This window comes from Mucilaginibacter pallidiroseus, assembly GCF_007846085.1.
Classification (GTDB): domain Bacteria; phylum Bacteroidota; class Bacteroidia; order Sphingobacteriales; family Sphingobacteriaceae; genus Mucilaginibacter; species Mucilaginibacter pallidiroseus.
The window spans coordinates 76,847-103,141 of sequence record NZ_VOEJ01000008.1 but is presented as its reverse complement, the minus strand read 5'-3'; the positions used below and the strand labels follow the sequence as shown (position 1 = coordinate 103,141).

Here is a 26,295-nt window from a genome sequence, read left to right as displayed (position 1 = left end):
AGGACTTTTTATGAGTTAATATTTTTAGTAATGCCTAACCATCACTACTCTTTTTGGCTGGCGGTAGTATCCACGGTTTACATACACCTTACGATAAACCGGACGACGGTAAACCGGGCGGGCATACACCATGCGGCGAACAGGGCGATGATATACCGGGCGGGTAACAACAACTGTACGCGGGCGGTAAACCGGTGCAGGTGCACCAATGCGGGCATTTATAGCTACCTGCGCTTTTGCGCCCTGAAAGGTAAACATGGCTATAATGGCTATTGCAAATACTTTTAAGGCTTTCATGATTTTGTGTTTTTAATTGTTATAAAATGATTTGGTTGATGTATTAATAACGGTGGTACCTATCGTAACCATTGTTATAATTGTTGTGATGATGACGATCGTATCCACGGCCTCTATCATACCTGTTACGACGATAATGATTATCAACTGAACAGCTTTGTAATGCAGCGGTGCCCAAAACCAGGACAGCCACTAACTTTAAAATTCCATTTTTCATAACTATTATATTTTGTTATTAATTGCGTTGTTTAATAATTAAACTAACCCCAAGGGGCAAGGTTTAAGCCATAGCACAGCCTATAACATAATCGTTACAAAACGGATTTTAATAAACAGAACGGGAATAAAGCGGGCTATTCAGCCTGATTGCGGCGCGTTATCAACCTTCCTATAAAAACATAAAACGCGTCGATACCGAAAAAAACAAGCATCAGCACCGCTATGTTTATTGCCACCTTGCCGTAGCCAAATTTGCCGGCATCCAGAAAAAAGTATGGGTAAATGTTGGTGAGCGCGCCTCTTACCAAAATGTATATCAGGTAACTCAGTGGGTACAATAACCAGGGTAAACCGCCTTTATAGGTTAAGCTTTGTTTAGGCACTGCCAATATCCAAAAAACTACGTAAGCAATTGGGGTTAATAAATGCATAAGCTCGTCGCTTATGCGGGCCAGCCCTACCGGGTGGTAAGCCTGCCTCAGCACAAGGTTATATACCAACGATACAATGCTGATGCAAACAGCTACAGCAGTAAGTAAACCCGCCTGGTTTAACCAGGTCTTAGTTTTTGAATATATAACCACTGCAGTTGTAGCACAGGCCAGCAGCAGGTTGGTTTGAATAGTGAAATAGCTAAACAGTTCTACAAGCGTGCCGCCCAATGTGCGGCCTTTTGCTAAATACGCGGGAACAGAAGTATAAAACTGCAGTGCAAGGCCTGTCCAGGCCAGTAAGGCAACCACAAACGCAAGGGAACGGTACTTTTTATCAGGAAGCATCTAAGTATATAATTGGGTTGTTAAATATAACTAATACGCTCTTCATCAGTAAATCGTACATACATCTCTTAGGAATACTATTTCAAATGGATTGGTTGAGGATGTTTAACGCTGATGTTGAAAGCGTTATCTACTAAAATTGAAAACGCATTTTGTTCTACAAATAACAGAGTTAAACCTTCGCATTTTAATGCGGTCACACAAATAGATATACGCAATAAATTTGTTTGCCATGAAAATCACAATTGAAAAACTAAAAACCGACCTATATAAAGTATTTGTAAAAGGCGATGCAGATAGCGCACAACTAGCTCGTATTTACCTTTTGATTGCCATACCGGTAATTACAGCAGGCTTGATGCTAAGCAAACTTCCCATTTACGGATAAACCACCATTTTAGCGCCGGGTAGACGCGCAAAAATGATATTTTTGTGCCTTATACATGGTAATGGAAAATCTGCACGGTAAATTTGATAGTATAATATTTGACCTGGATGGTACACTTTGGGACAGTACCGAAACCATTAGCCAGGCATGGCAGGTTGCTTTGAGCCAGGCCGACTATATGAAAAACGAGGTAATGACCCGCGAGCGCGTGCGCTCGATAACGGGCATGACCTATGATAAGATCTTCGAAAAACTATTTCCTCATCTGGAAACCCATCAGCGTGCCGAAGTACAAAGGCTATGCTCTATTGCCGAGCTGGACATTTTAGGCAAGCAGGGTGGCAAGCTTTATCCTAAGCTGTCCGACACGCTAAATTACCTTGGTCAAAAATATAAGCTATACATTGTAAGCAATTGCCAAAACGGCTATATCGAGCTATTTCTGGATCTGAACAACATGCACCAGCATTTTTTAGCGCACCAGTGCTATGGCACCAAGGGTAACCCCAAAGCCGATAACATACGTGATATTGTGAATGATCATCAACTAAAAGCCCCGGTTTATATTGGCGACACCATGGGCGACTACAACGCAGCGCAGGAAGCAGGTGTGCCTTTCATATTTGCGTCATACGGTTTTGGTGTGGTTGAGGAAGGGCAAGTAGCTACCATTAATTTCTTCGAGGAACTGAAGGAGATACTGTAACCAAACTTTTGGATGTTTGCCTGGTTTTAAGCTAAAGCATCGGTCATGAAAATATCCAAATACATACACTCCTGCCTGGTTTTTGAGCTTGACGGTTTTAAGCTGTTGGTTGATCCCGGCAACTTTACTTTTGCTGAGGGCTTGGTAAAGCCTGAAATATTTAAAGATGTAAACGCCATTTTTATTTCCCATATCCACCCGGACCACCTGGATATGCCTAATCTTAAGGAAATAGTAAAACTGAGCAACGCCCCTGTTTACACCAACAGCCAGGTTGGCGAGGCGCTTACCAAAGAAGACATTACGTTTAATTTGACGGAAGAAGGCATCTTCAATGTCGGCCCGTTTAAGTTGGAAGCTATTCCGGTTGTTCATGAGCCGTTGCTGGATAGCCCTATACCACAAATGACCGGCCTTATAATCAATGACAAAGTTTTGCATCCTGTTGATAGCCTTGATACTACGCTGGCTAAATACCAAGGTATTGATCTACTGCTATTGGTAACTATGGCCCCTTTTGCAAACGAACTTAAAATTGCCGGCTTTGCCGATCAGATAAAACCCAAACAAATACTGCCGCTGCACGATGGTTTTGCAAAGCCATTCTTTGTGAAATCACGCTTTGCCAATTACAAAAAACACTTTGAAAAATCGGGTATAAAGTTTCATGGAATTTTTGAAGTTGGCGAAAGCATCAGCATCTAAGCAAATACTGCAGTAAAATAAATTTCATTTCAAGAAATTAAATAAACTTTTGGTACGTTTTTTTCTGTAAGTGTTACAAGCAAAAAAACTACCCATGAAGACTATCATATTTGTTCACGGCATGTTCCAAAACCCGAAAAGCTGGGATAATTGGATAGCCTACTTTACAGAAAAAGGATATAACTGCATTGCACCCGCATGGCCGCTTCACGAAGGCGAACCTGCAGAGCTGCGCCGTAACCCGCCCGAAGACCTGGGCGACCTTGAGCTAAGTGCTATATTAACCAAAATAGAATCAATTGTACGCGAACAGCCGGAGCCACCTATTGTAATAGGACACTCGGTTGGTGGTTTAGTAGTACAGTTGCTTGTAGCCAAAGGCATTGTAGACATCGGCGTACCGATAAGTTCTGTTGCCCCCAACGCTATGCTTGCCTTTGATTGGGGCTTCATGAAAAATAGCGCATTAATTGCAAACCCTTTTAAAGGGAACGATCCTTTCTACATGGATCTGGAAAGCTTTACAGCATCATTCACAAACACATCCACTGAAGATGAAAGCTTACGCGCTTACACAGAAACAGCTACGCACGATAGCCGAAACGTTTTACGCGATTGCATGGGTGAGGACGGAAAAATTGATACCGAGCTGCCACACGTGCCCATGTTATTTATTGGCGGCGAGGCGGACGAGATTATTCCGGCTGAACTAGTTAAGCGCAACGCCGAAGCCTATACAGACGAAATAAGCATTACCGACTTCAAGGCATTTAGCAACCGCGCCCACTGGATATGCGGACAGCAAGGATGGGAAGAAGTAGCGGCTTATATTGCCGACTGGCTTAGCCAGCATGAAAAATTGAAATACAAAGTATCGCAAAGCAGCGAACTATAAGGCCTAAATTAAACATGATGAGTAATCCCCCGTATGCAATACCTAAGCATTGGGGGATTTTTTATTTCACGCGATTACAATACTGCAAGTAAGCATGAGATAGTAGAAATATTGTGGAATTAAATCTTTGTCTCCCTGTCAAAGTTCTCCATTACCAGTACGGCTGCGCCAATCAGCTCGGCATCAAACCCTAATGATGATATGAGCAGCTCGGTACCCGATGCCAGGCGCGGGATACAATATTTATGGAGCGCCTGCTGTATTGGGGCCAGCAAAATTTTTCCAACCCGCGCACCACGCCCGCTCAATACGATGTTTGCCGGGTTCATGATATGGATAAGTATGGCAAGTGCCTTTCCTATTTTATAACCTGCATCAGAGAAAAGTTCAAGCGCAAACTGATCTCCCTGATTGGCAGCGTCAATAAGCGAATCGCCCATTGCCTTTGATTGCCCGTTGTGGGGGCGCAGGCTTGTAATACGGCCGTTTTTGATCCCTTCTTCAGCCTTCTGTGCAACAACAAGCATAGATGCTTCTGCCTCAAGGCAACCGCGTTTGCCGCAGGTACATAAAGCGCCATCGTCTGACAGCGGGATGTGGCTAAGCTCACCGGCAAAACCGTTATAACCCCTAAACAGCTTACCGTCTATAATCATACCCAGGCCTATACCCCAGCCCAAATTAATAACCATTACCTCCTGCTGAGAGCGGGCTATGCCAAATTTTTGTTCGGCCAGGGCTATAAGGCTGGAATCGTTATCTATATAGGTGTTAATATCTGTTGCAGTAGTAATGTATTGGCTAAGGCTTTGCCCGTCGGCATCCATGTAGGTATAGTTAATACCCTCAGTGGCGTTTATAAAGCCGGGCATACCAATACCTATTCCGGCTATTCTATTTTTAGGAATCCCCGAATTGGCAATGTAATCATTAAGATATTTGATAAGAGCCGGCAAAGCATCATCGTTGTTATGCAGTTTAAGTTCAACGCTTACCATATCAGCCACCGGGTTGTTCTGCAAGTCTATCATTTGGATACGCGCCTGCAATTGGTCCATCGCTACGGCCAATATGTACATAGCATTGGCATTAATAGCGTACATAAGCGGCCTGCGACCACCGCTCGATGGTGCATAACCCTGCTCAACAACAAAACCCTCCTTAATCAGTTCGTTAATGGCTTTGGCAATAGATGGAATGCTTTTATCAAAAAGTTCGCTTAGTTCTGCGCATGACATGGCCTTATCAAAATAAAGCCTCTTAATGATCATATTTTTAAGCCAGCTCCCTTTAACCCCGGTAGTTTTTATTTCCATTAATGTATTTATCCGCTTTAAGTGTAATAAGTACAACACTTGCCATAAAATTATACATTATGCGCAAATTTGCAACGTACTACGTCTCAACAGCTCAAATAAATCATTTTTTGATTGATAAATATGTTGTAACAACTTTCAAGCTTGCTACAAAGCCAAGCCCAAGTCAGCCCTTCGTCTGTTTGCTATTCCACCGTGAAGGTTTTCTTCAACCTAATATCTTCAGATGATGCGCCTATCCAGGCTTGGAACGTACCGGGCTCAACAGTCCAATTCATATTTTTATCCAACAGCGCCAAACCATCAGGGTGAAGGGTAAATGTTACGGTCTTCCTTTCGCCGGGGCTAAGCGTGATACGCTCAAATCCACGCAGATCATACTCGTAAGTAGTTACCGAGCTTACATCATCTTTAACGTATAATTGAACCACATCGTCGCCTTTGCGCTGCCCGGTATTGGTAACATCTACAGTTACGGTAACATCGCCTTGCGATTGCCCCTTCAAAGGCGACACCTGCAAATTGCTGTATTCGAATTTGGTATAACTAAGCCCGTAACCAAAAGGATACAGCGCCCCGTTTACACTGGTTTTACCCCAACTGTTTGAGCCACCCTGCCCCGCTTGCGAACCTGGTTTAAAAGGAAAGTTCAACTCTATTTGCCCGGTTGTTTTTGGGAACGTGATAGGCACCTTGCCGCCGGGGTTGTTATCGCCAAACAAGGTTTCGGCAATTACCTGCCCGCTTTGTACACTCGGGAACCATGCCTCTAAAATGGCCGGCACATTCTTATTTTCCCAATTAATGGTAAGCGGCTGCCCGTTTATCATCACCATTACTACAGGTTTGCCTACGGCCTGCAAGGCTTGTATCAATTTAAGCTGTCGCCCCGGCAGGTTTAAACCCGTGCGCGAAAGGCTTTCGCCCACCCTGTCAACATCTTCGCCCACTACAGCAATCACAACATCGCTGTTTTTTGCAAATGTTACTGCCGAATCGATACTTGCCTGCTCGGCAGCTGTCAACGGCGTTTCGATGATCTCACTCTCGGGCCATGTGGCGTCGATGATGTTGCAGCCTTTGGCATAGCTTACCTTGCCGTTGTTGCCTACATATTTTTTGATGCCATCCAGCACAGTCGTAATAGGATTGTGTGACGGACCATACCTGCTGATGGTATAGTTGCCTTCGGCTGCCAGCGGACCTGTAACTAATATATTCTTGTATTTAGCCTTATCGAGCGGTAACAGATTGTTTTCGTTTTTAAGCAGCACCATGCTTTCGCGGTTCATTTGCAGGCTCATTTGTGCATCTGCAGCAGTATGTACCACCCTGTCCGAAGCTTTAGGATTCGGCACATAAGGGCTGTCAAACAAACCCAGCCTGAACTTTACTTTTAGCACATCGGCCACGCGGGCGTCAATGGTTTTCATGGAAATCCTGTTTTCTTTGATCAGTTCGCGCAGGGGTAAAATAAAGGTTTGCGGCATGGTAAAGTTGGTACGTACATTTAGCCCCGCCTCAACGGCCTGGCGCACCGCGTCCTTGTAATCTGCAGCAACTTTGTGTTTGGAGTAAATGTACTCTACCGCCTCGCTGTCGCTCACCACGTAACCATCAAAGCCAAACTGTTGGCGCAAAAGCGTAGTGAGGAAATAGTAGCTGCCCGTTACCGGCACGCCATCCCAATCGTTGTAACTGCTCATTACGCCCATTGGGTGTGCTTCCTGGATTACCCGCCTGAAAGGATAAAGGTAAACCTGGTGCATTTCGCGCGGTGCAACATGCGGGTCGGTACGGGCGGCGCCGTCTCGCGCCCCTTTAGGTATGCTGTAAACCGCAAAATGTTTTAGGGTTGATGCCACACCCTGCTCCTGTATACCCAGCACCATTTGCTTGCCCATTTCAGCAATATGGAACGGGTTTTCGCCGTAGCACTCCACCACGCGGCCCCAGCGCTGATCTCGGGCGGGGTCAAGTATGGGTGCATAAACATTTGTATAGCCAAGGGCTTTTGCTTCGCGGCCTACGGTTTGCCCGGCGCGGCGTACAAGTTGCTTATCAAACGTACTGCCTATGCTTATTGGGGCGGGTAGCGGCGTTGCGCGGTCATGGTTGAGGCCGTGGATACCCTCGTTGGTAAAATCTACCGGGATACCCATACGTGTTTCCTCAACAAACCATTTTTGCACCGTATTTATAGCAGATGCATGTTTACTGTAAGGGAACGAGTATTGTGTGGGCGCATCATCTGTGTGTGATGTAAGATTGTTCAGCTCCTCATCTATATTGGCAATACCATCCTTCCATACCTCATTTTTCCAGTTGGGTACAGGCATTTCATCTTTAAGCACCCTTTTATAACCGTATAGGGTAGCCAGCTGGCAGGTTTTCTCATCAACATTCATCTGGCTTATCAGGTCGGCGACACGTTTATCTATAGGCTGTTTGGCATCTTCAAATACATCCATCCGGCCGTTTTTGTTAAAATCTATCCAGCCTTTGTGGTAAATATTTTTGGTTTGAGCAGACGCATTTATGGCCATAAGCACGACCGGCAATGCAAGGCAGATTTTTTTCATACAAATAGAATGTATTGGTTAATGCCAAATATATAAATAGAAAAGCCCCTGAGGGTAGTCAGGGGCCATCTATTAACTAAAACGTTTTCGTTATTGTGAATATGCTAAGTTACTAAGGGCACTTTTATAATGCGGGTCAGCTACGAACTCTTGCACTTTTTTGGATTTGTTTAAAACAATTGCTGCTTTTTACGTTAATGAGAGATGCATATCTATTGCACTATACCCCGATCATGAAATACCTGTTTTCCTTTTTTGCTGCGCTGATTTTAACTGCTACCAATATTAAAGCCGATGATAACGCTTCTGGTGATGCCATTATAGGCAAGTGGATGGCATCTACCAAAGACCTTACCGTTGAGGTGTATCCCTATAAGAACACCTACCGCGCTAAAATTGTATGGTTTAGCGGAGGCGTAAGTAAAGACAAGCCGATGGAAACCATTGTAGACAAAAACAATCCAAACCCAAGTTTGCGCACCCGCAAAGTGCTTGGTTTAGACGTAGTGGAAAATATCACATACAAGCCTAAATCGAAAACCTACGAAGGTGGCAAGATTTACGAAGTGCAAAGCGGTAAAAGTTGGGATGCTTACGCGTATATCGAGAACACCGGGCAGCTAAAAGTAAAAGGCTACTGGCATGTAAAATTCCTTGGGCGTACGTTAACTTTCAACAGGGTAAAATAATACCGCGGTTAAATAAGATTTATTTCGTCAGGGGCTTGTAATAATGGCATTAGTATTGCCTATATTGTATAAAACATTACAATATGATGGCAAATCAACTATTATGCAGTTTTTTAGCTCTTATAATGTACACCGGTATAAATTACCATACAAAAGGTGGAGCAGCGGCCGACCAAATATGCGGCAAATGGGAAAGTGAAGAAAAAAACCTGATTGTACAGGTTTATAAGGATGACAATGAATACAAAGCCCGCGTGGTTTGGTTCAACAATGGCGATGGCGATAAGGTAATGTATACCTATACGGATAAGCATAACCCCAACCCTGCCCTTCGCAATCGCAAAGTTTTAGGAATGGACGTGGTTGATAACCTTGTATACAGCCCCGAATCGCAATCATGGGAAAACGGTATCATTTACGATGCCAGCAGCGGTCGCCATTGGAACTCCTGCGCCAGGATTGATAAAGACGGTAAGCTTAAGGTTAAAGGCTACTGGAAATTTAAATTCATCGGTAAATCAATTAATTTTAAAAGGATAGACTAAGCACCGCGACCATATACAAGAAGAGCCCGTAACACATGTTACGGGCTCTTCTTGTATTAGCGTTTTTAAACCGCTTAAAATATTATTTGCCAAACTCGCCGCTTGCAGTGATAACTACTTCGTCGCTCAGCATAGGTGAACCGTATTTTGAACCGAAGTTAAAGTCTGAACGTTTGATAGTACCTGACACTTTAACACCAGCTGTAGGCTGTTTGCTCATTGGGTTGGTAACAGTACCGCGGTACAACATGTCAAAAACAACCGGTTTAGTAACACCGTGCAAAGTTAAGTTACCGCTTAATTTATATTTGTTTGTACCGGCTGCTTTAATGCCAGTGCTTACAAATGTAAGAGCCGGGAATTTTGCGCTGTCGAAAAAGTCTTCGCCTTTAAGGTGACCGTCACGACGCTCATTTTCAGTATTTACAGACGCTGTATTAGCAGTAAAGTTAACTTTTGCATCGCTGAAATCTGCTTTGTTAGCAGTGATGGTTGCATCAAAATCTTTAAATGAACCGTCAACATCAGATACTGCTAAGTGAGTGATGGTAAATTTAACGTTTGAGTGTGCTTTGTCAACCTTCCAGGTGGTTTGAGCGAAAGAAGCTGTTTGCATTAATAATGCTGTAGCTAATACTGCGAAAATTTTTTTCATTGTTTTGTTAATTAGTTGATTTTTACTTTTTGTAATTATAGATCAAAGATATACAAAGCACACATATAATTTTAATAAAAGATGTTTAAACATCTTTTTTGATTAATGCATGACAAATTAAGTTTTATAAACTTATTTATCCATAAAGAAAGCATTTACCGTTTTATTAAACAAAGCGGCATGTTCAATAAGGGTGGCATGCCCGCTGTTAGGAATAATCCAAAGTTTTGAACCTGGGATGCTTTTTTGAATGAGCCTGGTATGGGCATCAACAATAACATCATGGTCGCCAGCTATGATCAATGCCGGGCATTTAATTTGCTTTAAATCCTCGGGCTTGATGTTAGGCTGGTTCCAATCGAGCATAAATACCTTCCAACTGTTGCGCTCTTTGGCTGTTTTCCACTGCCGGTTTTTATTCTTTTCGTAATAAGCCTGGCTTTGCAGCCAGCCTTTAGGGTCGAGGGCGGTAGAGTCGGGCGTTATGTTTGCCCCTGTCGAGGCCAGCTTTATAACCTTGTCGGGGTGGCGCATAGCCATAAGTAAGGCGTTGATACCACCATCGCTCCAGCCCAAGACATATGCCTTTGGGATATGCATTTCGGTAAGCAGTGCAGCAAAATCATCAGCCATTTGCTCGAAGGTGAGGGAATCAGCCGCATCTACAGATTTACCATGTGCCCGACTGTCGACCAAGATCACTTTATACTTTTTTGCAAAGTAAGCCACGTTCTCGGCAAAAGAACTCATGTCACCACCGTTACCGTGTATCATGAGTAGTGGCGGCCCTTCGCCATAAACTTCGATATATAATTTAATGCCGTTAACGCTATAATACTTACCAACCGCAGCGTTATTGCCATAAGGTGTATGCGGGCCGCAACCAACAAAACCAAGTACAGGTGTTATTATAGCCATCAAAAATCGCTTGATTTTCATTGTTTAAATATAAGTATTAGAGATTAGAGATTAGAGATTAGAGATTAGAGATTAGAGATTAGAAACAATCGCTACATGCAGAGTTTGTTTGAATTTTATTAAACAAGTAATGGCGATAAGATCTCTCCTATCGCCATCATATTTTTACTCAGAAACTAATCTCTAATCAACCAATCTCCATTCACTAAAGCCTACATATAAGCACGCTGATTTTTGCCTTCCATCCAGTTAACAAAGGCACGATTTACAACCTTGTTACCGCCAGGTGTTGGGTAGTCGCCGCTAAAGTACCAGTCGCCTAAATGGTCGGGGCAGGCTTTATGCAGATTATCAAGCGTTTGGTAAAGCACTTTCACTTCGGCTTTGATTTCTTTAGGCGTGATAATCTTGGCAATCCTGTCAGATATTTCTTGATCGGTAAAGGGCTCGTAAATAGCTTTTACGTAATTTACAACTTCTTCTTTAGGCAATTTGGCGCTCTCTTTACATTTTTGGTAAACGTCAGCAATGATGTTCTCCTTGCCTTGCTCCCTCAACAGGCTGATAGCAGCCTCAAAAGCAACAAATTCGCCCATACGCGACATATCGATACCATAACAATCCGGGTAACGGATTTGCGGCGCAGATGATACCACCACCACTTTTACCGGGCCAAGGCGATCTAATATCTTCAGGATGCTTTGCTTAAGCGTAGTACCGCGAACAATTGAGTCATCCAGCACTACCAACTTATCAGTACCTTTTTTAATTAAGCCGTATGTGGTATCGTAAACGTGGGCAACCATCTCACTGCGGTCGGCATCCTGCGTGATGAATGTACGCAGTTTAACGTCCTTAATGGCAATCTTCTCTACGCGTGGTGCAAGCGCCAAAACTTCAGAAAGTTCCTCTTCGCTTATCTTGTCCTCACGGTTAAGCAGCCTCTCGCGCTGATATTGTTTTATATACTTATGCACCCCTTCAACCATGCCATAAAAGGCAACCTCGGCAGTGTTGGGTATGTATGAAAACACAGTGTTTTTAATATCGTTACCTACAGCATCCAGTATCTGCGGGCACAGTAAACGGCCAAGCTGCTTACGCTCGCGGTATATAGCTGCATCGCTGCCGCGTGAAAAATAAATACGCTCAAACGAGCATGATTTCTTTTCAACCGGTTCGCTAAACATATCCTCACTCACGTCGCCGTTCTTTTTTACAATAAGGGCATGGCCTGGCTTAATCTCACGGATTTCTTCGGCCGGTATATTAAATGCAGTTTGCAAAGCAGGGCGCTCTGATGCGGCAACCACAATCTCATCATTGTAAAAATAATAAGCCGGGCGTATGCCCACAGGGTCGCGCATTACAAATGCGTCGCCGTGGCCCAAAATACCGGCAATGGTATAACCACCGTCCCAGTTTTTGGCGCTTTTGCGCAATATCTTAGCCACGTCCATATCGTTGGCTATCAATTTGCTTATTTCGGCATTGTCGTCAAGGCCTTCGCGTTTATATTGGTCAAATAAACCTTGTACCTCGGTATCAATAAAGTGGCCTATTTTCTCCAATACGGTCACGGTATCGGCTTTCTCTTTTGGATGCTGACCAAGGTCATACAATTGCTGTAGTAGCTCATCAACATTGGTCATGTTAAAGTTACCTGCAATAACCAGGTTACGTGTCATCCAGTTGTTTTGGCGCAGAAAAGGATGGCAGCTTTCTATACTGTTTTTGCCGTGCGTACCGTAGCGCAGGTGCCCTAATAACACCTCGCCGGTAAAGCTAACGTGTTCTTTAAGCCACTCGGCATCGGCCATCTTTTCAGGCATTTCCTTTTGGATCTCGGCAAACTTTTTCTGGATATACTCAAATATGTCAGCAACAGCATTTGAGGCCATTGAACGGTGCCTGCTTATGTAGCGCTTGCCCGGTTCAATATCCAGTTTAATGGTAGCAACGCCCGCGCCGTCTTGCCCGCGGTTATGCTGTTTCTCCATTAAAAGGTAAAGCTTGTTTAGTCCGTACAGCGCTGTGCCGTACTTTTTCTGATAGTAAGAGAGTGGCTTTCTTAGGCGGATAAATGCCACACCGCATTCATGTTTAATCTGATCGCTCATGATTTGTGATGAGCACGCAAAGGTATAACATTAAATTAATTGTGTTGTAACACATTGTCATTTTAATGATAGTTTTTGTCACCATTAAACAAGGCTTTTAATTAAGTGTGTTTATTATAACTTTGGCTAATCTATCTGCATATCATGAAAAAAATTGCTCTACTGTTAATTATTGCCCTATCAGCCAAATACGGTTTTTCGCAAGCTAAAAAGCCTTTGTACACCTATCCGTTTGGCGTACAATCATACACCTACCGGGCAAGCTTTTTAAACAGCGTTGCCGCTACGCTTGATACCGTTAAGGCGCTTGGCATAACAGAAATGGAAGGCCCTAATCCTAAAAATATCAGCCCGGAGGAGTTTAAGAAAATGCTTACCGAGCGAGGTATCTCTATGCCATCAATAGGGTTAGATTACGAAACGGTGGTAAACAACCCGCAGGAAGCCATCAGGCTCAGCAAAATATTTGGTTCGTTGTACGTAATGGTTGCCTGGATACCTCACGGTAATACCTTTACTATTGATGATGCAAAAAAAGCTGTAGCTGATTTTAACAAAGCAGGCCAGGTTTTAAAAGCGCAGGGCATAACACTTTGCTACCATAACCACGGCTACGAGTTTGGTACTTATCAAGATGGTACGCTGTTCGATTATTTGGTAAAAAACACCAACCCGCAATACGTATCGTTTGAGTTGGATATGTTATGGGCGTTTCATGGCGGAGCAGACCCGGCGGCGCTCCTGAAAAAGCACGGCAGGCGTTTTAAACTGATCCACCTGAAAGATATCCGAAAAGGCGTAGCTAATGATCTGACGGGCACTACCGATATAAATAACGATGTAGCCCTGGGCACCGGGCAAATTAATGTACCGGAGGTTTTAAAAGCTGCCAAAGCGATAGGCATACGCCATTATTTTATTGAGGATGAAAGCCCTGCACACGCAACCCAAATACCCGAAACTATTAAATACTTAAAAAGCCTATAACCATAATGAAAATAGCCCTTGCCACTCCCCTGTTTCCAAAATCAATTGAGGATGGATTGATGCAGACCGAAGCATTGGCTAAGCAAGCGGCAGCACAGCAAGCCATTGTGGTTTGCTTCCCCGAAACTTTTTTGCCCGGCTATCCCTTGGCTGACTATAAGGTAGAAAAGGCAAGCCAGGAAGTTTTGCAGGCAGCACTTGATCAGGTTTGTGCCATTGCAGGGGCTCACAACATTGGCATTATTATGCCAATGGATTGGTATGAGGGCGACAACTTTTTGAACGTGGCGCACGTGATATCGAATACAGGCGAAGTGCTTGGCTATCAAACCAAAAACCAGCTCGACCCGTCGGAGGACCAAACATGGCAGGCCGGAACAGACAGAAGCCTGTTTGAAATTGGCGGTTTAAAGTTTGGCATCACTATTTGCCATGAGGGTTTTCGTTATCCCGAATCGGTACGTTGGGCAGCGCGTGAGGGTGCGCAGGTTGTTTTCCACCCGCATTTAACGGGTAGTGATATAAGCGGCAACACCATAACCCGTTGGGGCGACCCTGACAGCCCTTATTACGAGAAAGCGATGATGATGCGCGCTTTGGAAAACACAATTTACTTTGCAAGCGTGGGGTATGCAACTAAATATCACGAGGCTGCCTCATCCATCATAGCACCCGATGGTAAATGCAGTGCCTACCAACCATACGGCAAACCGGGTGTTATTGTAGCGAATATTGATTTAGAAAAAGCTACAGGGCTGTTAGCGAAAAGATTTAAGCCGGAGTTGTATGGGTAGACAAATATTCGCCCTGTCATGCTGAACATAGTGAAGCATCTATCGCCGCCAAGGTAATTTGCGAGTAGATTCTTCGTACCTCAGAATGACAAGTAGTTTATACTTTCGATGCCCTTATCAATCCATAAATTACATAGCATAAAATGGATATTAAAATATGACTGCTGCGATCACAAAAGCCCAAGTTTCAACCTCTATATTTTCTGATTCCTGCAAAAAATACTTTGAATAAAGCCAATAAGAAAACTATAGAGAATTATTAAACCTCCGTTGATCAAAAACCAACTACTGCCTTTCAAAGGCCTTGTTGCAAAGGCTATCAAAAGCGCCAAAGAAAAAACCACTAACAAAATGATCACCGCTAATCAAAGTCGCTAAAATATCTTACAACTTCTCCCCATGCTGGCTGATATCCAGACCAACTACTTCATCCTCTTTAGGTACGCGTAGCGGCGATATCATATCGGTAATTTTTAACAAGATAACCGAACCAAAAAATGCGAAAAGTGATGTAGCTACCAAGGCAAGCGACTGGATGAGGAAGAGATGCGTGTGCCCAAAGTAAAGGCCCTCCCCGGTTGTGTTGTTTGGGTTCACGGCCTGGCTCGCAAATACACCTGTTAGCAGCATACCTACCATACCACCTACGCCATGACATGGAAAAACGTCAAGCGTATCGTCAATTGAAGTGCGTGTGCGCCACTCTACCACAAGGTTACTTACCACTGCCGAGATGATACCGATAGCCAATGAGTGCGGTACGCTCACAAAGCCTGCTGCCGGGGTAATGGCCACCAAACCTACAACGGCACCAATACAGGTACCCATAGCCGATGGCTTACGTCCGCGAAGCATATCGAAAAATATCCAGGTAATACCTGCAGCTGCCGATGCTGTTGTACTTGTTGCCAATGCTGTTACCGCTAAATGATTTGCCCCAAGTGCCGATCCTGCGTTGAAACCAAACCAGCCAAACCAAAGCAAGCCTGTACCAATAATTACATAAGTGATGCGCGCAGGCGAATGTGTAGCCTCGTTACGCTTTTTAAGAAACAATGCTGACGCCAATGCAGCCCATCCGGCTGACATGTGCACAACCGTACCGCCGGCAAAGTCCAGCACGCCTAATTTGGCCAATACGCCATCAGGGTGCCAGGTGGCATGTGCCAATGGCGAAAAGATAAATATGGAGAACAGTACAAGAAAAATGATGTATGAATTGAAACGGATGCGCTCAGCAAAGGCACCGGTAATCAGCGCCGGGGTAATAATGGCAAACTTTAACTGGTACATGGCGAACAACAACAACGGTATGGTTGGTGCCAGTTTCCAGCTGGCGTTGCCTAACATGCCCTTCATCATGAAGTACGTTGACGGGTTACCAATTACCCCGCCAATGCTATCGCCGAAGGCAAGGCTGAAACCAAATATTCCCCACATTACCGTTATGATAACCATACAGACAATGCTTTGCAGCATGGTTGAGATAACGTTCTTTTTGTTAACCATCCCTCCATAAAAAAAGGCAAGTCCGGGGGTCATGATCAGTACAAGTGCTGTCGACATCAGCATCCAGGCAATATCCCCGCTGTTAAAATTTGATTTTATTGATTTGTCATATTCAACCGACGGAAAAATAAAAGTCAACACTAAAATTGCAAGGATAACCAGGAAGGGAAAGTAACGTTTCATATAAAATCAATAGCCAATTGGTTAAAATCGGCCTGAATTTATAAACTTTTCACTAATAAATTACGAAAAATGAAAAATAACGACTTGTTAAGTATGCTTTATTTAGAAAAATATAATTATTGCTATGCACGCATACTTAATTTACCTACATAAACTTTATGAGCGCATTCGGGAAGATACCAAATACGATAAGCACAACCGCAACAATGGTTGATAAGATAACCAGGTTGTATGACCATCTGTTTTCGCTCAGTAACAGCTCGCTTCTGCGCAGAAACAGGTTTAGCGGGATTTTGATGTAGTAAAACAAACCAACCACCGTGGTAACCGCGCCGGTTATCATCAGCGCAAGCAGCCAAATATCATGCGTTTGCTGGTAAACACCGTAAGTAGCCGAAAACACAAACAGCTTAGCCGTAAAGCCAGCACTTATTGGGATACCCGTAAGCGATATTAATATTACCACAAAACTTACCGATGCCAGCGGATATTTGAACCCCAACCCTTTGTACTGTTTAACATCAGTAATGCCCTCAGCATTTTCAAAATAGTTGGCAAGTGCCAGCGCGGCAATGTTGGCAAGTCCATACATAAGCAAGTAATAACTCAATGCCGATAGTCCCTGTTGCGTAAACGTCACAAAGGCCATCAATGCAAAGCCCGTGTGCCCTATACCTGAGTAGGCCAAAATGCGTTTAACGTTGGTTTGTATCACAGCTGCAAAGTTTCCAGCTACCATCGTAACGATACCTATTGCGGATAGCACCAGCCTGAAATCGAACCCCTGCCATCCGGTGTAAAACACAAAGGGCTGTACAAAATTAACCAGCAGCGCAAAGCCGGCAACTTTGGGCAGGGTCGACAGGAAAGCGGTAACAGGTGTAGCTGCACCTTCATAAACATCGGGCACCCAAAAATGTACGGGCACATATGAGAGTTTAAGGCCAATGCCAATTAACACCAGTACCTGTGCAAATGAAACGGCCAACGGGTTGGCATGAGCAAGACTTTCGCCCATGTGGCTGCCAAACAGATCGAGCGTTCCGGTGAACCCATATATGAGCGAGATACCATAGAGCATTACTGCCGAGGTTGCCGCACCAAACAGTACATATTTTAAAGCAGCCTCGGCACTAAAGGCATTTTGCGTACGGTAAGCCACCAACAGATATGAAGCAAGTGAAACAAACTCGATAGACAAGTAGACCGCCAGCAAGTTATAAGCCATCGCCATTAGATGCAGCCCTAAAACCGACCCAATGACGATGGTGTACATATCTGATAAGCCTTTTTTATGCGCAGCCAACCGATGATCCCACGGAATGTAAAGCAGGATGATAAGCGCAAGCAAATCTGTAATTAACTTAAATACTACTGCCGGCCTGTGCAGCAACAGCATATTGTTAAATAGCAAACGCGACCCGTTGACTATGGCTGTAAACTGTTCAAAATCCTTCACCAGTACAAATATCAACCCCACAACTGCCACCGTGCGGCAAAGCTTTGCCGAGTTTTTGCCAAACAACAAATCGGTTACCAAAACCAATATAAAAAGTACGGTAAGGTAAACCTCGGGCATAAAATACGTTACGCTGCCTAATGCATCACTCAACAGGGCTGTTATATTGGGTAGCAGTCGGTTCATTATTGTACTATAACGGTTTGGTTTTTAGGATATTTAACCTGGTATTTTAAATTAAGTTGTTTTTCGTTTTGTGGTGCAAGCGTTAGGTTCCAGGCAACCTTACCGTTGCCCTTATCAAATTCGGCACCGCTAACGTCTTGCGTCTCCACTTCAATGGCCGAATTTTGCGAGACCGGAATCTGATCTTCCACCAAAAGTTGAACTGGCTGACTTTTCCGATTTTTAACACTAATAAGCCAGTTCCGTATTTCCTTTTTGCTTGAGCCAAATAAACCTTGTTTATCCTTCATTTCGGTTTGCAAGGTACGTGTTACTACAATATTCTTATCGGTGCCCAATGATAAATTCAAAGTATCACCCGCAATATGTGTATCAAGTAATGATTTACCTATAAAAGTATCTTCAAAAAATAAGTTAGCCTCGCCTGATAGGAAATTGTACTTGTTCCAGTCGATAATGCTTGCTGTTAAAAAAACATCCGTACTCACCTTAGGCGCAACATAATATTGGTAGCTTGCGTTGGTGCTGATCTCATCTATGGCAACAAGATACTGCTTACCATCGGCAGGGATAGTATAAGGGTTATCGATCTGGAATTCCGTATTAGTTTGATTTTCCTGCTGGTTTACAGCAATTGGAATGGTGTTAGACATAGTCGCCATACCTCTAACTCTGATTTCGGCAGCACTTCCGGGATTAGACTTATTCCGTAAAGAACTATAACCAGTCACAACAACCTCATTTAATTGCTTTGCATCTTCCTCCAACTTGACATTCATAGTAGCGCCGTGTACGGGCAACTCGGTACTTTTGTATCCAATAAAACGATACTCCAGTACAGGGTTATTAGCAGGCACCTGCAAAGTATAATGACCATCCTTATCAGTAGTGGTGCCAATAGATGTGCCTTTAACGCGTACGGTTACGCCGGGCAAGGCCTCTGTATTATCAGTTACTGTACCACTAACTTTTGTTATGCTTATCGGTTGGTTGCTGTAATACATGCCAAAATTTAAATAGTACGGCTTAAGGTCGGGCTTGCTGCCGCTTATGCTTGGGTTACCGGTAGACAGGGTTAATTTAACGTCTTTCCAGTCCTCACCGCATTGCTGCGATACATTGGCTTTATAAGCTATGGTAACTGGGCTATTGATGTTTTTAGCGCGAACATCGTAGGTTGGGTACCAACCTGCATGGCTAACAAGGTAGGTAAGCGTAAACACCGTTTGCAATGCTGCCTTTGATGATACAGTAACCAACACATCGCTCGTAGCTGTGCTGCTTCCTTTGAGTATATCGGCTATTTGCTTGTTGTATTTGGTAACCTCGCTATTAAGTGTCTCTATTTCTTTATTGATGGCAATTTCCCTGCGTTTGTTCTCCGTTAAACGTTGCGTTTGAAAATCAAGTGCTTGCTTTAATTTCAGGACGTCGAGATTGGTATTGCTTCCGCTTATAACCTGGTTTTTGGCAAGCATAGAAGCCTCTTCGGCATTAACGGCCATCAAGGCATTTTGCATGTTAATTTTATCGCGCAGTGCCTTTTGTTGGGCGCGCAAGCCTTCTACCCGTGTTTGCCTGGCTTGTTCATTAAGAAAGTTCATCTCTTGCTTAACCGACAGGATGGTAAAAGCGCCCGCTGCTTTTACCTGCAGGCTTTGCACATCAATATCAGGTGATATATTTTCAAACACCAGCGTAGATGTGCCCGGCGATATACTGACATTTGCCGAACGCGTTACTTGCGCACCACTTAGGAATACTGTAACTCGCTGGACTTTTGATGAAAACTTTTGACCATCTGCTGCCGCGGCAACTTTTGCAAAAAAAACGAGGCAGGTAAAAAATAACAGTTTTTTCATGTGATATTATTTATTTACCTGTAGGATGCAGCGTATTACAATATTCCATAAGGCTGCATAAATTATTTCCCGCTTAAAAAACTTACCATAGCCAGAACAGATTCGTTCAGCTTATCAAAAACCAGTGATGGCATCACACCCAATAACAAAGCAATAAGGGCTAATGGCAATAGTGTTGCGGTTTCGCGGATGTTGAGATCAGTTAGCGCTATCTTCCAAAACTCGCCGCCTTTTAAAGACATCTGTCCGAAAAACATGCGTTGCAAAGTCCATAAAAAGTAAGAGGCACTCAGCAGTATGCCTATAGACCCGCAAACAGCCATCCACTGTGGTAACAGGCCGTTTACCGTTTGTGACTTGAATGCACCTATCAATGAAAAAGCCTCGGCCACAAAAGCCGAAAAGCCTGGCAAGCCCAACGACGCAAAAAACGCTACCATTACATAAACCGTATAGCGGGGCATCAGACTGGCCAGTCCACGAAAATTATAAATATCTCTGTCGTGCACGCGGCCGTATATCACACCAACCAGGAAGAACAACATGGTTGACAGGAAACCGTGGCTGACCATCTGCATCATGGCTCCGCTAATGCCTTCTGTTGTACTGGAGGCAATACCCAATAATACAAACCCCATGTGGGATACAGACGAGTAGGCGATCATTCGCTTAAGGTCGCGCTGGGCCAACGCGTTGAATGCGCCGTATAGTATTGATACTACCCCAAGCAGGCCCAGCCAAAAAGCCTGGTTATGTGCCACCTCAGGGAAAATGCCCATGCAAATACGGATAATACCGTAACCACCTATTTTAAGCAACACACCCGCCAGTATAATAGAAACCGGTGTAGGTGCCTCAACGTGTGCGTCGGGCAGCCAGGTGTGCAATGGCACAACCGGCACCTTTATAGCAAAAGCAATAAAAAGCACTACGAAACCCACAGTACGGGCGGGCATCCCTAAAATACTGCCGTTTGCCAATACCGAAAACACCGACCCATCAATGTAATTTTTAGGGTTCATCATATAAATGATGTTGAACGTGTGGCTGCCTGTTACCGGGTCCTTTACAGACATGTAGAGGCCCACCATTACCAGCAGCATAAATACCGAACCGAATAAGGTGTACAAGAAAAATTTAATGGCCGCATACTCGCGCCTTACGCCTCCCCACATACCTATCAGAAAGTATAAAGGCAGCAGCATCAACTCGTAAAAAGTATAGAATAAGAAAAAGTCCAGCGCGCAAAATACACCTATAACGGCCATGTCCAACAACAGGAACAAGGCAAAAAAACCTTTGAGATTGCTCTTGATTTCCCATGATGCTACAGCGGCAACAACCATTACCAGGGTAGTCATCACAAGCAATAGGATAGACATACCATCGACCCCGATAAAATATTCTATCTGCAGTTTGCCGGCACCCCCAAGGTCGAGGTTGATCCATGGCAGTTTCTGTACAAATTGGTATTGATTAATGTTGCTGATACCTGCAAACGATGGCCCTGTTTTAAAGTCCAAATACATTTTTATACCCAGGCAAAGCTGTACAAAAGTTGCAAGCAGCGTGATATATTTAAATGTTACCCGCAATGATGATGGTAGCACCAATATGATGAGCCCGAACACTACAGGTATAAAAATAAGCAGGGTTAATATATTCATCAGGACCAGATCAATAATTTTAAAACGAACACAATTACAACGGCCAGCAGCATACTATACAAATAATATTGCACCTTACCATTTTGAAACCTTCGCGCAAAATTGCCTATGGCTTCAACAATAGCGGCAACCGTGTGCAGCAGGCCGTCAACAATATACTTGTCAAACCAAGCCGACACCCGCGATAAGAACAGTCCGATGCGCTCAAGCAGGTGTACCAGGCCATCAACAATATTTTTATCGAACCAATAAAGCGCACAGCTAAACGCCAGTACGCCCTTTACAACAACACGGCTGTAAAATGCATCGATGTACCATTCATTAGATGATAGCCGGTTGAAAAAGCCACCTTGCGGAAATGCCCATTTATGCTTGCCGTAACTTAAATAAGCCATGTACATAGTGGTTACGCTTCCCAAACCTACAATTATAGGCACAAACAAATGATAGTTATTCTTCTGAACCAAGAAATTAGATGCGAGGCCATTAAATAACCAGGAGTGCTCGTAAGACAACGGGTTAAATGAAAACAGTGGAAACAAGCTGCAAAGTGCTAAAAAGATAAGCGGTAACTTATACAACAAGCCGCCGTCTGTTAGATGCAGGCTTAATGCCGGATTTGATTTAAGAAGCTGCAACTCGCCGAAGAAAACTTTAACAACCATACGGGTTACATAAAAAGCCGTGATCCATGTAGTTATTACCGCCATAACGGGTACGAAGGCAAACCGGTTAACATTGTCTTCAGACCATTCAAAACTGTGTATTAATATGCCGTCTTTAGATAGGTATCCTGATGTAAGCGGCAAACCAATTAGTGCCAAAGCGCCAATAATGGTTACCAGAAATGTTAACGGCAGCTTTTTACGCAGGCCTCCCATGTGCCTGATATCCTGCGGATCAATATCAAGGTTATTCTCTTCCTTGATATGCTTCATTTCATGGATAACAATACCCGCAACCAAAAACAGAAGGCATTTAAAAAACGCATGGGTTACAAGATGCATCAACGCCGATGGATATGCTTCAATACCTATACCCATAACCATGTACCCTAACTGTGAAATGGTTGAATAGGCTAATATCCGCTTCAAATCATTTTGGGTTAGCGCTATAGTTGCTGCCATGAATGCGGTCAAACATCCTACTATGGCTAATATGTGCAACTCTGTCCCGTTGAAAAACGGCAGAAATCTGCCCAATAAGAAGACGCCTGCGGCCACCATTGTAGCAGCGTGTATCAATGCCGAAACGGATGTTGGCCCTTCCATAGCGTCGGGTAACCAGGTATGCAGAGGAAACTGGGCCGATTTTGCTGCAACTGCCAAAAAAAGGCCGGCTGCTGCAACATATTGCCAATAGGCCGACATATGCTCAAAAAGCGTAGTCCACACCAGCCCGTTAATACTGCTCTTTCGTATGAGGCCTGCTTCGCCAAAAATGCGATCCATGTTAAAAGTGTGAAACATGGCATAAATAATCATGATAGCTACAAGCAAGCCAATATCACCGATGCGGTTCATTATAAACGCTTTCTTATTAGCCGCAGCCGCACTTTCCCTTGTGTACCAAAAACCAATAAGCAGGTACGACGAAAAACCAACAAGTTCCCAAAACGCATACATCAACAACATGCTCCGCATTACAACTAACGCCATCATGCTGAAACAAAATAAACTGAGGTAGGTAAAATAGCGCCCATAACCGCTATCATGCTTCATATAAGCGGTTGAATAAATATGAACCGGCAGCGCAATAAGTGGTACCAGCGCCAGCATTAGTACAGACAGGTTGTTAAGCCAGATACCTGCATAGTAACGGGTAATGCCTATCTGGAACCAAGCAAACTGGGCCGTGATAGGTTTTTGGTTCCATAACGCTATTAATATTTTTACAGCTAATATTGCACTACATAAAATTGCCGCGGTTGATACCCAGCCAGACACTTTACTTTTTTGCAATAGCAGGAAGTTGATTAAAAAGGCAACAAAAGGCAAGGTAACCGCTGTTAAAACAAGGGTCACTATTTGCGAATTATCAATATTTGCTACAGTAGCTGTCAATCTTTTAACCTGTTAATTTTATCCGGATCGATGGTTTTGTACTGGCGATAAACGTTTAATATGATTGCCAGCGCCACGGCGGTTGTTGCCGCGGCAAGTATAATAGCAAACAAGGCAAACATTTGCCCGCCGTTATTTACGCGGTCGTACTTACCAAAGGCCACCAGGTTTAAAATAGCAGCATTCAGCATAAGCTCTATCCCTATCAAAACCTGTATGGCATTCTTTTTTGATACTACCACAAATAACCCAAGGCAAAACAATGCAGCGCTCACCAGCATAAAATCGGTAAGGGTTATCATATACTGCCCTCCTCTTTACGTGATATATGCGCAGCGCCTACAAGGGCAAGCATCAGCAATACCGATATGGCCTCAAAAGGCAGCAGGTAGCGTGTCATTAAATTAATGCCAATGTTATTGATATTGGCATCGCTCACTTTTACCTGGCTTGTAATAGCTGCCTTTATCCAGGGCAGGTTGTTTACATCTGCCTTAAAAATTACGTTGATAATGACAACCAAAAATAATCCGGCTAACAATACCGACGGCAGGTTATTTAAGCTTATAAAGCGGTTGGTTTGCTGTTGCGCAATGGCCAGTGTCTCTTTACCTGACAACATAAAGGCAAACAGTATAAGCACCAATATGCCGCCAACGTAAATCACTATCTGGGTTACGGCAACAAAATCGGCAAGGGCAAGCACATACAGGCCCGCAAGACCAAACAATGTTACGAAGAACATAAATATCGAGCGTACCAGGTTTTTAGCGACCGCCACTACCAAAGCCGACCCAAGTGTAATAAAAGCCATCAGGTAAAACAGCGCCTGCATCATGCTCATTTATCGCCCTCCTGCTTTGCTTTTAAGGCAGCTTGCTTTGCCGCCTGTTTTTCGGCATTTTGCTTTTCAAGCAGCGTGCGCTTTTCGGCAGCCTGCTCCGGCGACATGTCCGAAAACTCGTAGTTTAAATCGGCAAGCTGGAAAACGGTACGGTCATACTGGTTGGTCATGGTAATGCACTCTGTAGGGCATACTATGGTACACAAGCCACAGTACATACACTTAGCCATATCAATATCAAACTGTGCTGCGTAAAGCATTTTTTTTGACCCGTCCGACGTTTGGCCTATCACACCCTCTGTAGATTTTATCGACTCGATAGTGATACAATCAACCGGGCAAACTTTGGCGCAAAGATCGCACACAATACAGTCGTCAATTTCTACATCCAATTGATAGCGGCCCACTTCGGGTACCGGCAACGCTTGTTTTGGGTATTGTATGGTATTGGTATTTTCCTGGCGTTTAAAGTAATTATCATCGGTAATGGCAATTACATCACGCTTTGCATTCCCCGTAACAAGGTGCTTTAGGGTAAGCGTAAGCCCTTTCCATGCAGTTGTTAGTCCGTTGAGTGCGTTTTTAAACATTTTTATTTTTTGTGATTACACCGATTTAACTGGGATTAAACAGATTTTTCTGATTCTCTGGATTATTATATTCTTAATTGATGCGATGTTTCTTTATCTCCACTGGTAACTTGATCTTTTTTATTTTTTCTTGATTCTCACATCTTGAATCTAACACCTTACATCTTGAATCTAAAATCATTTACTACATTAACCAAAGCCTCCACACGCCGGATATCAGCATACAAATAAATGCCAGCGGGGTAAGCACTTTCCAGCAAAGGTTCATCAATTGATCAACCCGCAGGCGTGGCAGTGTCCAGCGGATCCACATTTGCACACCTACAAGGCCCAATGCTTTTAACAATATCCAAATTACGCCCCAAACGTTTCCGGTTGTCCAGTCGGCCAATTTTACTGTACCAATGTTTGGCAACGGCGTATTCCATGCGCCCAAAAACAATATTACCCCAACCATTGATACCAAGAACATCATCGAGTATTCGGCCAGGAATACCAGTGCAAACTGCGCCCCCGTAAACTCGGTATGGAAACCAGCAACTAATTCAGATTCCGCCTCTGGGATATCAAACGGGGCACGGTTACTCTCGGCTAATGAGGCAATAAAATAAATAACGAAAGCGATAATTAAATGCGGTGCCCTGAAAATATTCCAGGCAGTTAGGCCACCTATTTTACTTACATCCCAAACCCCTAAAAACTTAACCCCTTCATGCGATAAGGTGCCTTGCTGTAAAGATACCTCCTGCAAATTTAAGGTATGCGTTATCATAACAGCAGCTATCAATGCAAAACCCGCAGGGATTTCATAAGAAATGATTTGCGCTGCTGAACGCATGGCACCTAATATAGAATACTTATTGTTTGAACCCCAACCGGCCATTAATATGCCCAGCGTTTCTATCGAAATAATGGCAAATATGTAATACAGCCCAAGATTGATGTTTGACGGAATAAGCCCCGGAGCCCAGGGTAACGCTGCAAAACCGAGGTACACCGCAACAAAAATAATGGCCGGAGCCATCATAAATAATATCTTATCTGCAGCAGCAGGAATGATAAGTTCTTTTTGCAAAAGCTTAACAATATCTGCCAGTGTTTGTAAAGAGCCAAACTTGCCCGTTTCTGTAGGACCTAGTCGGTTTTGGATAAAGGCACTTATTTTACGTTCGGACCAAACGCCGAACAGCGTGAACACCCCCACAAAAGCAAACAGGCCTAATGCAATAATTATATATGTAACGTAAAAGTTCAAACGGCTTTTGCTTAGGCTGCAAACTTAACAAATGCGCAGCAATTGTTGACCGTTTTGGTAGTTGTTTTTTAAGGATTATTTA

General features: G+C 43.7%; 24 protein-coding genes. 8 read left to right on the top strand and 16 right to left on the bottom strand.

What is annotated here, in order from left to right; all coding sequences use genetic code 11:
• Positions 1–24: 24 nt before the first annotated feature.
• Positions 25–297, bottom strand: coding sequence for a hypothetical protein (locus FPZ43_RS16010; protein WP_146382943.1), 273 nt, complete (start codon positions 295–297; stop codon positions 25–27).
• Positions 298–650: 353 nt separating this feature from the next.
• Positions 651–1,295 carry a Pr6Pr family membrane protein gene (locus tag FPZ43_RS16005; protein WP_146382942.1) on the bottom strand — a complete coding sequence of 215 codons (645 nt, stop codon included), beginning with the start codon at positions 1,293–1,295 and terminating at the stop codon, positions 651–653.
• A gap of 232 nt (positions 1,296–1,527) precedes the next feature.
• Between FPZ43_RS16005 and FPZ43_RS19345 the strand changes: the two genes are divergently transcribed.
• The 4 genes from FPZ43_RS19345 to FPZ43_RS15990 all read left to right on the top strand — a co-directional run bounded on the left by FPZ43_RS19345 (position 1,528) and on the right by FPZ43_RS15990 (position 3,989).
• Complete coding sequence (locus FPZ43_RS19345; protein WP_186461867.1) at positions 1,528–1,683, top strand: hypothetical protein; 156 nt, start codon at positions 1,528–1,530, stop codon at positions 1,681–1,683.
• 61 nt (positions 1,684–1,744) lie between these two features.
• The gene (locus tag FPZ43_RS16000) at positions 1,745–2,389 is read left to right on the top strand and encodes an HAD family hydrolase (protein ID WP_146382941.1); all 645 of its coding nucleotides are present in this window, start codon (positions 1,745–1,747) and stop codon (positions 2,387–2,389) included.
• Positions 2,390–2,434: 45 nt separating this feature from the next.
• Positions 2,435–3,094, top strand: a complete 660-nt coding sequence (locus FPZ43_RS15995; RefSeq protein ID WP_146382940.1) for an MBL fold metallo-hydrolase — start codon at positions 2,435–2,437, stop codon at positions 3,092–3,094.
• Between the two features lie 94 nt (positions 3,095–3,188).
• Positions 3,189–3,989 (top strand): alpha/beta hydrolase, encoded by an 801-nt coding sequence (locus FPZ43_RS15990; protein WP_146382939.1) that lies wholly within the window; start codon positions 3,189–3,191, stop codon positions 3,987–3,989.
• 119 nt (positions 3,990–4,108) lie between these two features.
• Here FPZ43_RS15990 and FPZ43_RS15985 read toward each other — a convergent pair whose 3' ends face one another.
• Together FPZ43_RS15985 and FPZ43_RS15980 are read right to left on the bottom strand one after the other, a co-directional pair.
• A complete protein-coding gene (locus FPZ43_RS15985; RefSeq protein ID WP_146382938.1) occupies positions 4,109–5,305 on the bottom strand; it encodes an ROK family transcriptional regulator in 1,197 nt (398 codons plus the stop codon).
• 185 nt (positions 5,306–5,490) lie between these two features.
• Entirely contained in the window at positions 5,491–7,887 is a 2,397-nt protein-coding gene (locus tag FPZ43_RS15980) for a glycoside hydrolase family 3 N-terminal domain-containing protein (protein ID WP_146382937.1), read from the bottom strand.
• A gap of 233 nt (positions 7,888–8,120) precedes the next feature.
• On the opposite strand from FPZ43_RS15980, the gene FPZ43_RS15975 reads away from it, so the two are divergent.
• Positions 8,121–8,576, top strand: coding sequence for a DUF2147 domain-containing protein (locus FPZ43_RS15975; RefSeq protein WP_186461866.1), 456 nt, complete (start codon positions 8,121–8,123; stop codon positions 8,574–8,576).
• A gap of 125 nt (positions 8,577–8,701) precedes the next feature.
• A complete protein-coding gene (locus FPZ43_RS15970; RefSeq protein WP_186461865.1) occupies positions 8,702–9,121 on the top strand; it encodes a DUF2147 domain-containing protein in 420 nt (139 codons plus the stop codon).
• A gap of 82 nt (positions 9,122–9,203) precedes the next feature.
• Here the strand turns inward: FPZ43_RS15970 and FPZ43_RS15965 are convergent, their stop codons facing one another.
• The 3 genes from FPZ43_RS15965 to FPZ43_RS15955 form a co-directional block, all read right to left on the bottom strand.
• Complete coding sequence (locus FPZ43_RS15965; protein WP_146382934.1) at positions 9,204–9,776, bottom strand: YceI family protein; 573 nt, start codon at positions 9,774–9,776, stop codon at positions 9,204–9,206.
• Positions 9,777–9,908: 132 nt separating this feature from the next.
• Positions 9,909–10,715, bottom strand: a complete 807-nt coding sequence (locus tag FPZ43_RS15960) for an alpha/beta fold hydrolase (RefSeq protein ID WP_222430988.1) — start codon at positions 10,713–10,715, stop codon at positions 9,909–9,911.
• Between the two features lie 191 nt (positions 10,716–10,906).
• A complete protein-coding gene (locus FPZ43_RS15955; RefSeq protein ID WP_146382933.1) occupies positions 10,907–12,814 on the bottom strand; it encodes an amidophosphoribosyltransferase in 1,908 nt (635 codons plus the stop codon).
• 144 nt (positions 12,815–12,958) lie between these two features.
• On the opposite strand from FPZ43_RS15955, the gene FPZ43_RS15950 reads away from it, so the two are divergent.
• Together FPZ43_RS15950 and FPZ43_RS15945 are read left to right on the top strand one after the other, a co-directional pair.
• Complete coding sequence (locus tag FPZ43_RS15950; protein WP_146382932.1) at positions 12,959–13,801, top strand: sugar phosphate isomerase/epimerase family protein; 843 nt, start codon at positions 12,959–12,961, stop codon at positions 13,799–13,801.
• A 5-nt stretch (positions 13,802–13,806) separates the two neighbouring features.
• Positions 13,807–14,595: a carbon-nitrogen hydrolase family protein gene (locus FPZ43_RS15945; protein ID WP_146382931.1), complete on the top strand. Its 789-nt coding sequence runs from the start codon at positions 13,807–13,809 to the stop codon at positions 14,593–14,595.
• Positions 14,596–14,979: 384 nt separating this feature from the next.
• Here FPZ43_RS15945 and FPZ43_RS15940 read toward each other — a convergent pair whose 3' ends face one another.
• The 9 genes from FPZ43_RS15940 to FPZ43_RS15900 all read right to left on the bottom strand — a co-directional run bounded on the left by FPZ43_RS15940 (position 14,980) and on the right by FPZ43_RS15900 (position 26,213).
• On the bottom strand, positions 14,980–16,287 hold the full coding sequence (locus FPZ43_RS15940) for an ammonium transporter (RefSeq protein ID WP_146382930.1): 1,308 nt from the start codon (positions 16,285–16,287) through the stop codon (positions 14,980–14,982).
• Positions 16,288–16,432: 145 nt separating this feature from the next.
• Positions 16,433–17,932 (bottom strand): NADH-quinone oxidoreductase subunit N, encoded by a 1,500-nt coding sequence (locus FPZ43_RS15935; protein ID WP_146382929.1) that lies wholly within the window; start codon positions 17,930–17,932, stop codon positions 16,433–16,435.
• Entirely contained in the window at positions 17,932–19,794 is a 1,863-nt protein-coding gene (locus FPZ43_RS15930; RefSeq protein WP_146382928.1) for a DUF4139 domain-containing protein, read from the bottom strand. The genes FPZ43_RS15935 and FPZ43_RS15930 overlap by 1 nt, the downstream gene beginning before the upstream one ends.
• Before the next feature lie 62 nt (positions 19,795–19,856).
• Positions 19,857–21,461: a complex I subunit 4 family protein gene (locus FPZ43_RS15925; protein ID WP_146382927.1), complete on the bottom strand. Its 1,605-nt coding sequence runs from the start codon at positions 21,459–21,461 to the stop codon at positions 19,857–19,859.
• On the bottom strand, positions 21,461–23,524 hold the full coding sequence (locus FPZ43_RS15920) for an NADH-quinone oxidoreductase subunit 5 family protein (protein WP_261381102.1): 2,064 nt from the start codon (positions 23,522–23,524) through the stop codon (positions 21,461–21,463). The genes FPZ43_RS15925 and FPZ43_RS15920 overlap by 1 nt, the downstream gene beginning before the upstream one ends.
• On the bottom strand, positions 23,521–23,826 hold the full coding sequence (gene nuoK / locus FPZ43_RS15915; protein ID WP_146382926.1) for an NADH-quinone oxidoreductase subunit NuoK: 306 nt from the start codon (positions 23,824–23,826) through the stop codon (positions 23,521–23,523). Before nuoK ends, FPZ43_RS15920 begins: the two co-directional genes overlap by 4 nt.
• The gene (locus tag FPZ43_RS15910; RefSeq protein ID WP_146382925.1) at positions 23,823–24,368 is read right to left on the bottom strand and encodes an NADH-quinone oxidoreductase subunit J family protein; all 546 of its coding nucleotides are present in this window, start codon (positions 24,366–24,368) and stop codon (positions 23,823–23,825) included. The genes nuoK and FPZ43_RS15910 overlap by 4 nt, the downstream gene beginning before the upstream one ends.
• On the bottom strand, positions 24,365–24,958 hold the full coding sequence (locus tag FPZ43_RS15905) for a NuoI/complex I 23 kDa subunit family protein (RefSeq protein WP_146382924.1): 594 nt from the start codon (positions 24,956–24,958) through the stop codon (positions 24,365–24,367). The genes FPZ43_RS15910 and FPZ43_RS15905 overlap by 4 nt, the downstream gene beginning before the upstream one ends.
• Before the next feature lie 184 nt (positions 24,959–25,142).
• A complete protein-coding gene (locus tag FPZ43_RS15900) occupies positions 25,143–26,213 on the bottom strand; it encodes a complex I subunit 1/NuoH family protein (RefSeq protein WP_146382923.1) in 1,071 nt (356 codons plus the stop codon).
• Between the last annotated feature and the right edge of the window lie 82 nt (positions 26,214–26,295).

Coding starts and splice junctions, on each gene's coding strand:
- FPZ43_RS15985 (WP_146382938.1), bottom strand. CDS start 5,305: ATGGAAATAAAAACTACCGGGGTTAAAGGGAGCTGGCTTAAAAATATG.
- FPZ43_RS15930 (WP_146382928.1), bottom strand. CDS start 19,794: ATGAAAAAACTGTTATTTTTTACCTGCCTCGTTTTTTTTGCAAAAGTT.
- FPZ43_RS15975 (WP_186461866.1), top strand. CDS start 8,121: ATGAAATACCTGTTTTCCTTTTTTGCTGCGCTGATTTTAACTGCTACC.
- FPZ43_RS16010 (WP_146382943.1), bottom strand. CDS start 297: ATGAAAGCCTTAAAAGTATTTGCAATAGCCATTATAGCCATGTTTACC.
- FPZ43_RS15935 (WP_146382929.1), bottom strand. CDS start 17,932: ATGAACCGACTGCTACCCAATATAACAGCCCTGTTGAGTGATGCATTA.
- nuoK (WP_146382926.1), bottom strand. CDS start 23,826: ATGATAACCCTTACCGATTTTATGCTGGTGAGCGCTGCATTGTTTTGC.
- FPZ43_RS15910 (WP_146382925.1), bottom strand. CDS start 24,368: ATGAGCATGATGCAGGCGCTGTTTTACCTGATGGCTTTTATTACACTT.
- FPZ43_RS15970 (WP_186461865.1), top strand. CDS start 8,702: ATGTACACCGGTATAAATTACCATACAAAAGGTGGAGCAGCGGCCGAC.
- FPZ43_RS15955 (WP_146382933.1), bottom strand. CDS start 12,814: ATGAGCGATCAGATTAAACATGAATGCGGTGTGGCATTTATCCGCCTA.
- FPZ43_RS15965 (WP_146382934.1), bottom strand. CDS start 9,776: ATGAAAAAAATTTTCGCAGTATTAGCTACAGCATTATTAATGCAAACA.
- FPZ43_RS15925 (WP_146382927.1), bottom strand. CDS start 21,461: ATGAATATATTAACCCTGCTTATTTTTATACCTGTAGTGTTCGGGCTC.
- FPZ43_RS16005 (WP_146382942.1), bottom strand. CDS start 1,295: ATGCTTCCTGATAAAAAGTACCGTTCCCTTGCGTTTGTGGTTGCCTTA.
- FPZ43_RS15980 (WP_146382937.1), bottom strand. CDS start 7,887: ATGAAAAAAATCTGCCTTGCATTGCCGGTCGTGCTTATGGCCATAAAT.
- FPZ43_RS15950 (WP_146382932.1), top strand. CDS start 12,959: ATGAAAAAAATTGCTCTACTGTTAATTATTGCCCTATCAGCCAAATAC.
- FPZ43_RS15960 (WP_222430988.1), bottom strand. CDS start 10,715: ATGAAAATCAAGCGATTTTTGATGGCTATAATAACACCTGTACTTGGT.
- FPZ43_RS15940 (WP_146382930.1), bottom strand. CDS start 16,287: ATGAAACGTTACTTTCCCTTCCTGGTTATCCTTGCAATTTTAGTGTTG.
- FPZ43_RS15945 (WP_146382931.1), top strand. CDS start 13,807: ATGAAAATAGCCCTTGCCACTCCCCTGTTTCCAAAATCAATTGAGGAT.
- FPZ43_RS15995 (WP_146382940.1), top strand. CDS start 2,435: ATGAAAATATCCAAATACATACACTCCTGCCTGGTTTTTGAGCTTGAC.
- FPZ43_RS16000 (WP_146382941.1), top strand. CDS start 1,745: ATGGAAAATCTGCACGGTAAATTTGATAGTATAATATTTGACCTGGAT.
- FPZ43_RS15905 (WP_146382924.1), bottom strand. CDS start 24,958: ATGTTTAAAAACGCACTCAACGGACTAACAACTGCATGGAAAGGGCTT.
- FPZ43_RS15990 (WP_146382939.1), top strand. CDS start 3,189: ATGAAGACTATCATATTTGTTCACGGCATGTTCCAAAACCCGAAAAGC.
- FPZ43_RS19345 (WP_186461867.1), top strand. CDS start 1,528: ATGAAAATCACAATTGAAAAACTAAAAACCGACCTATATAAAGTATTT.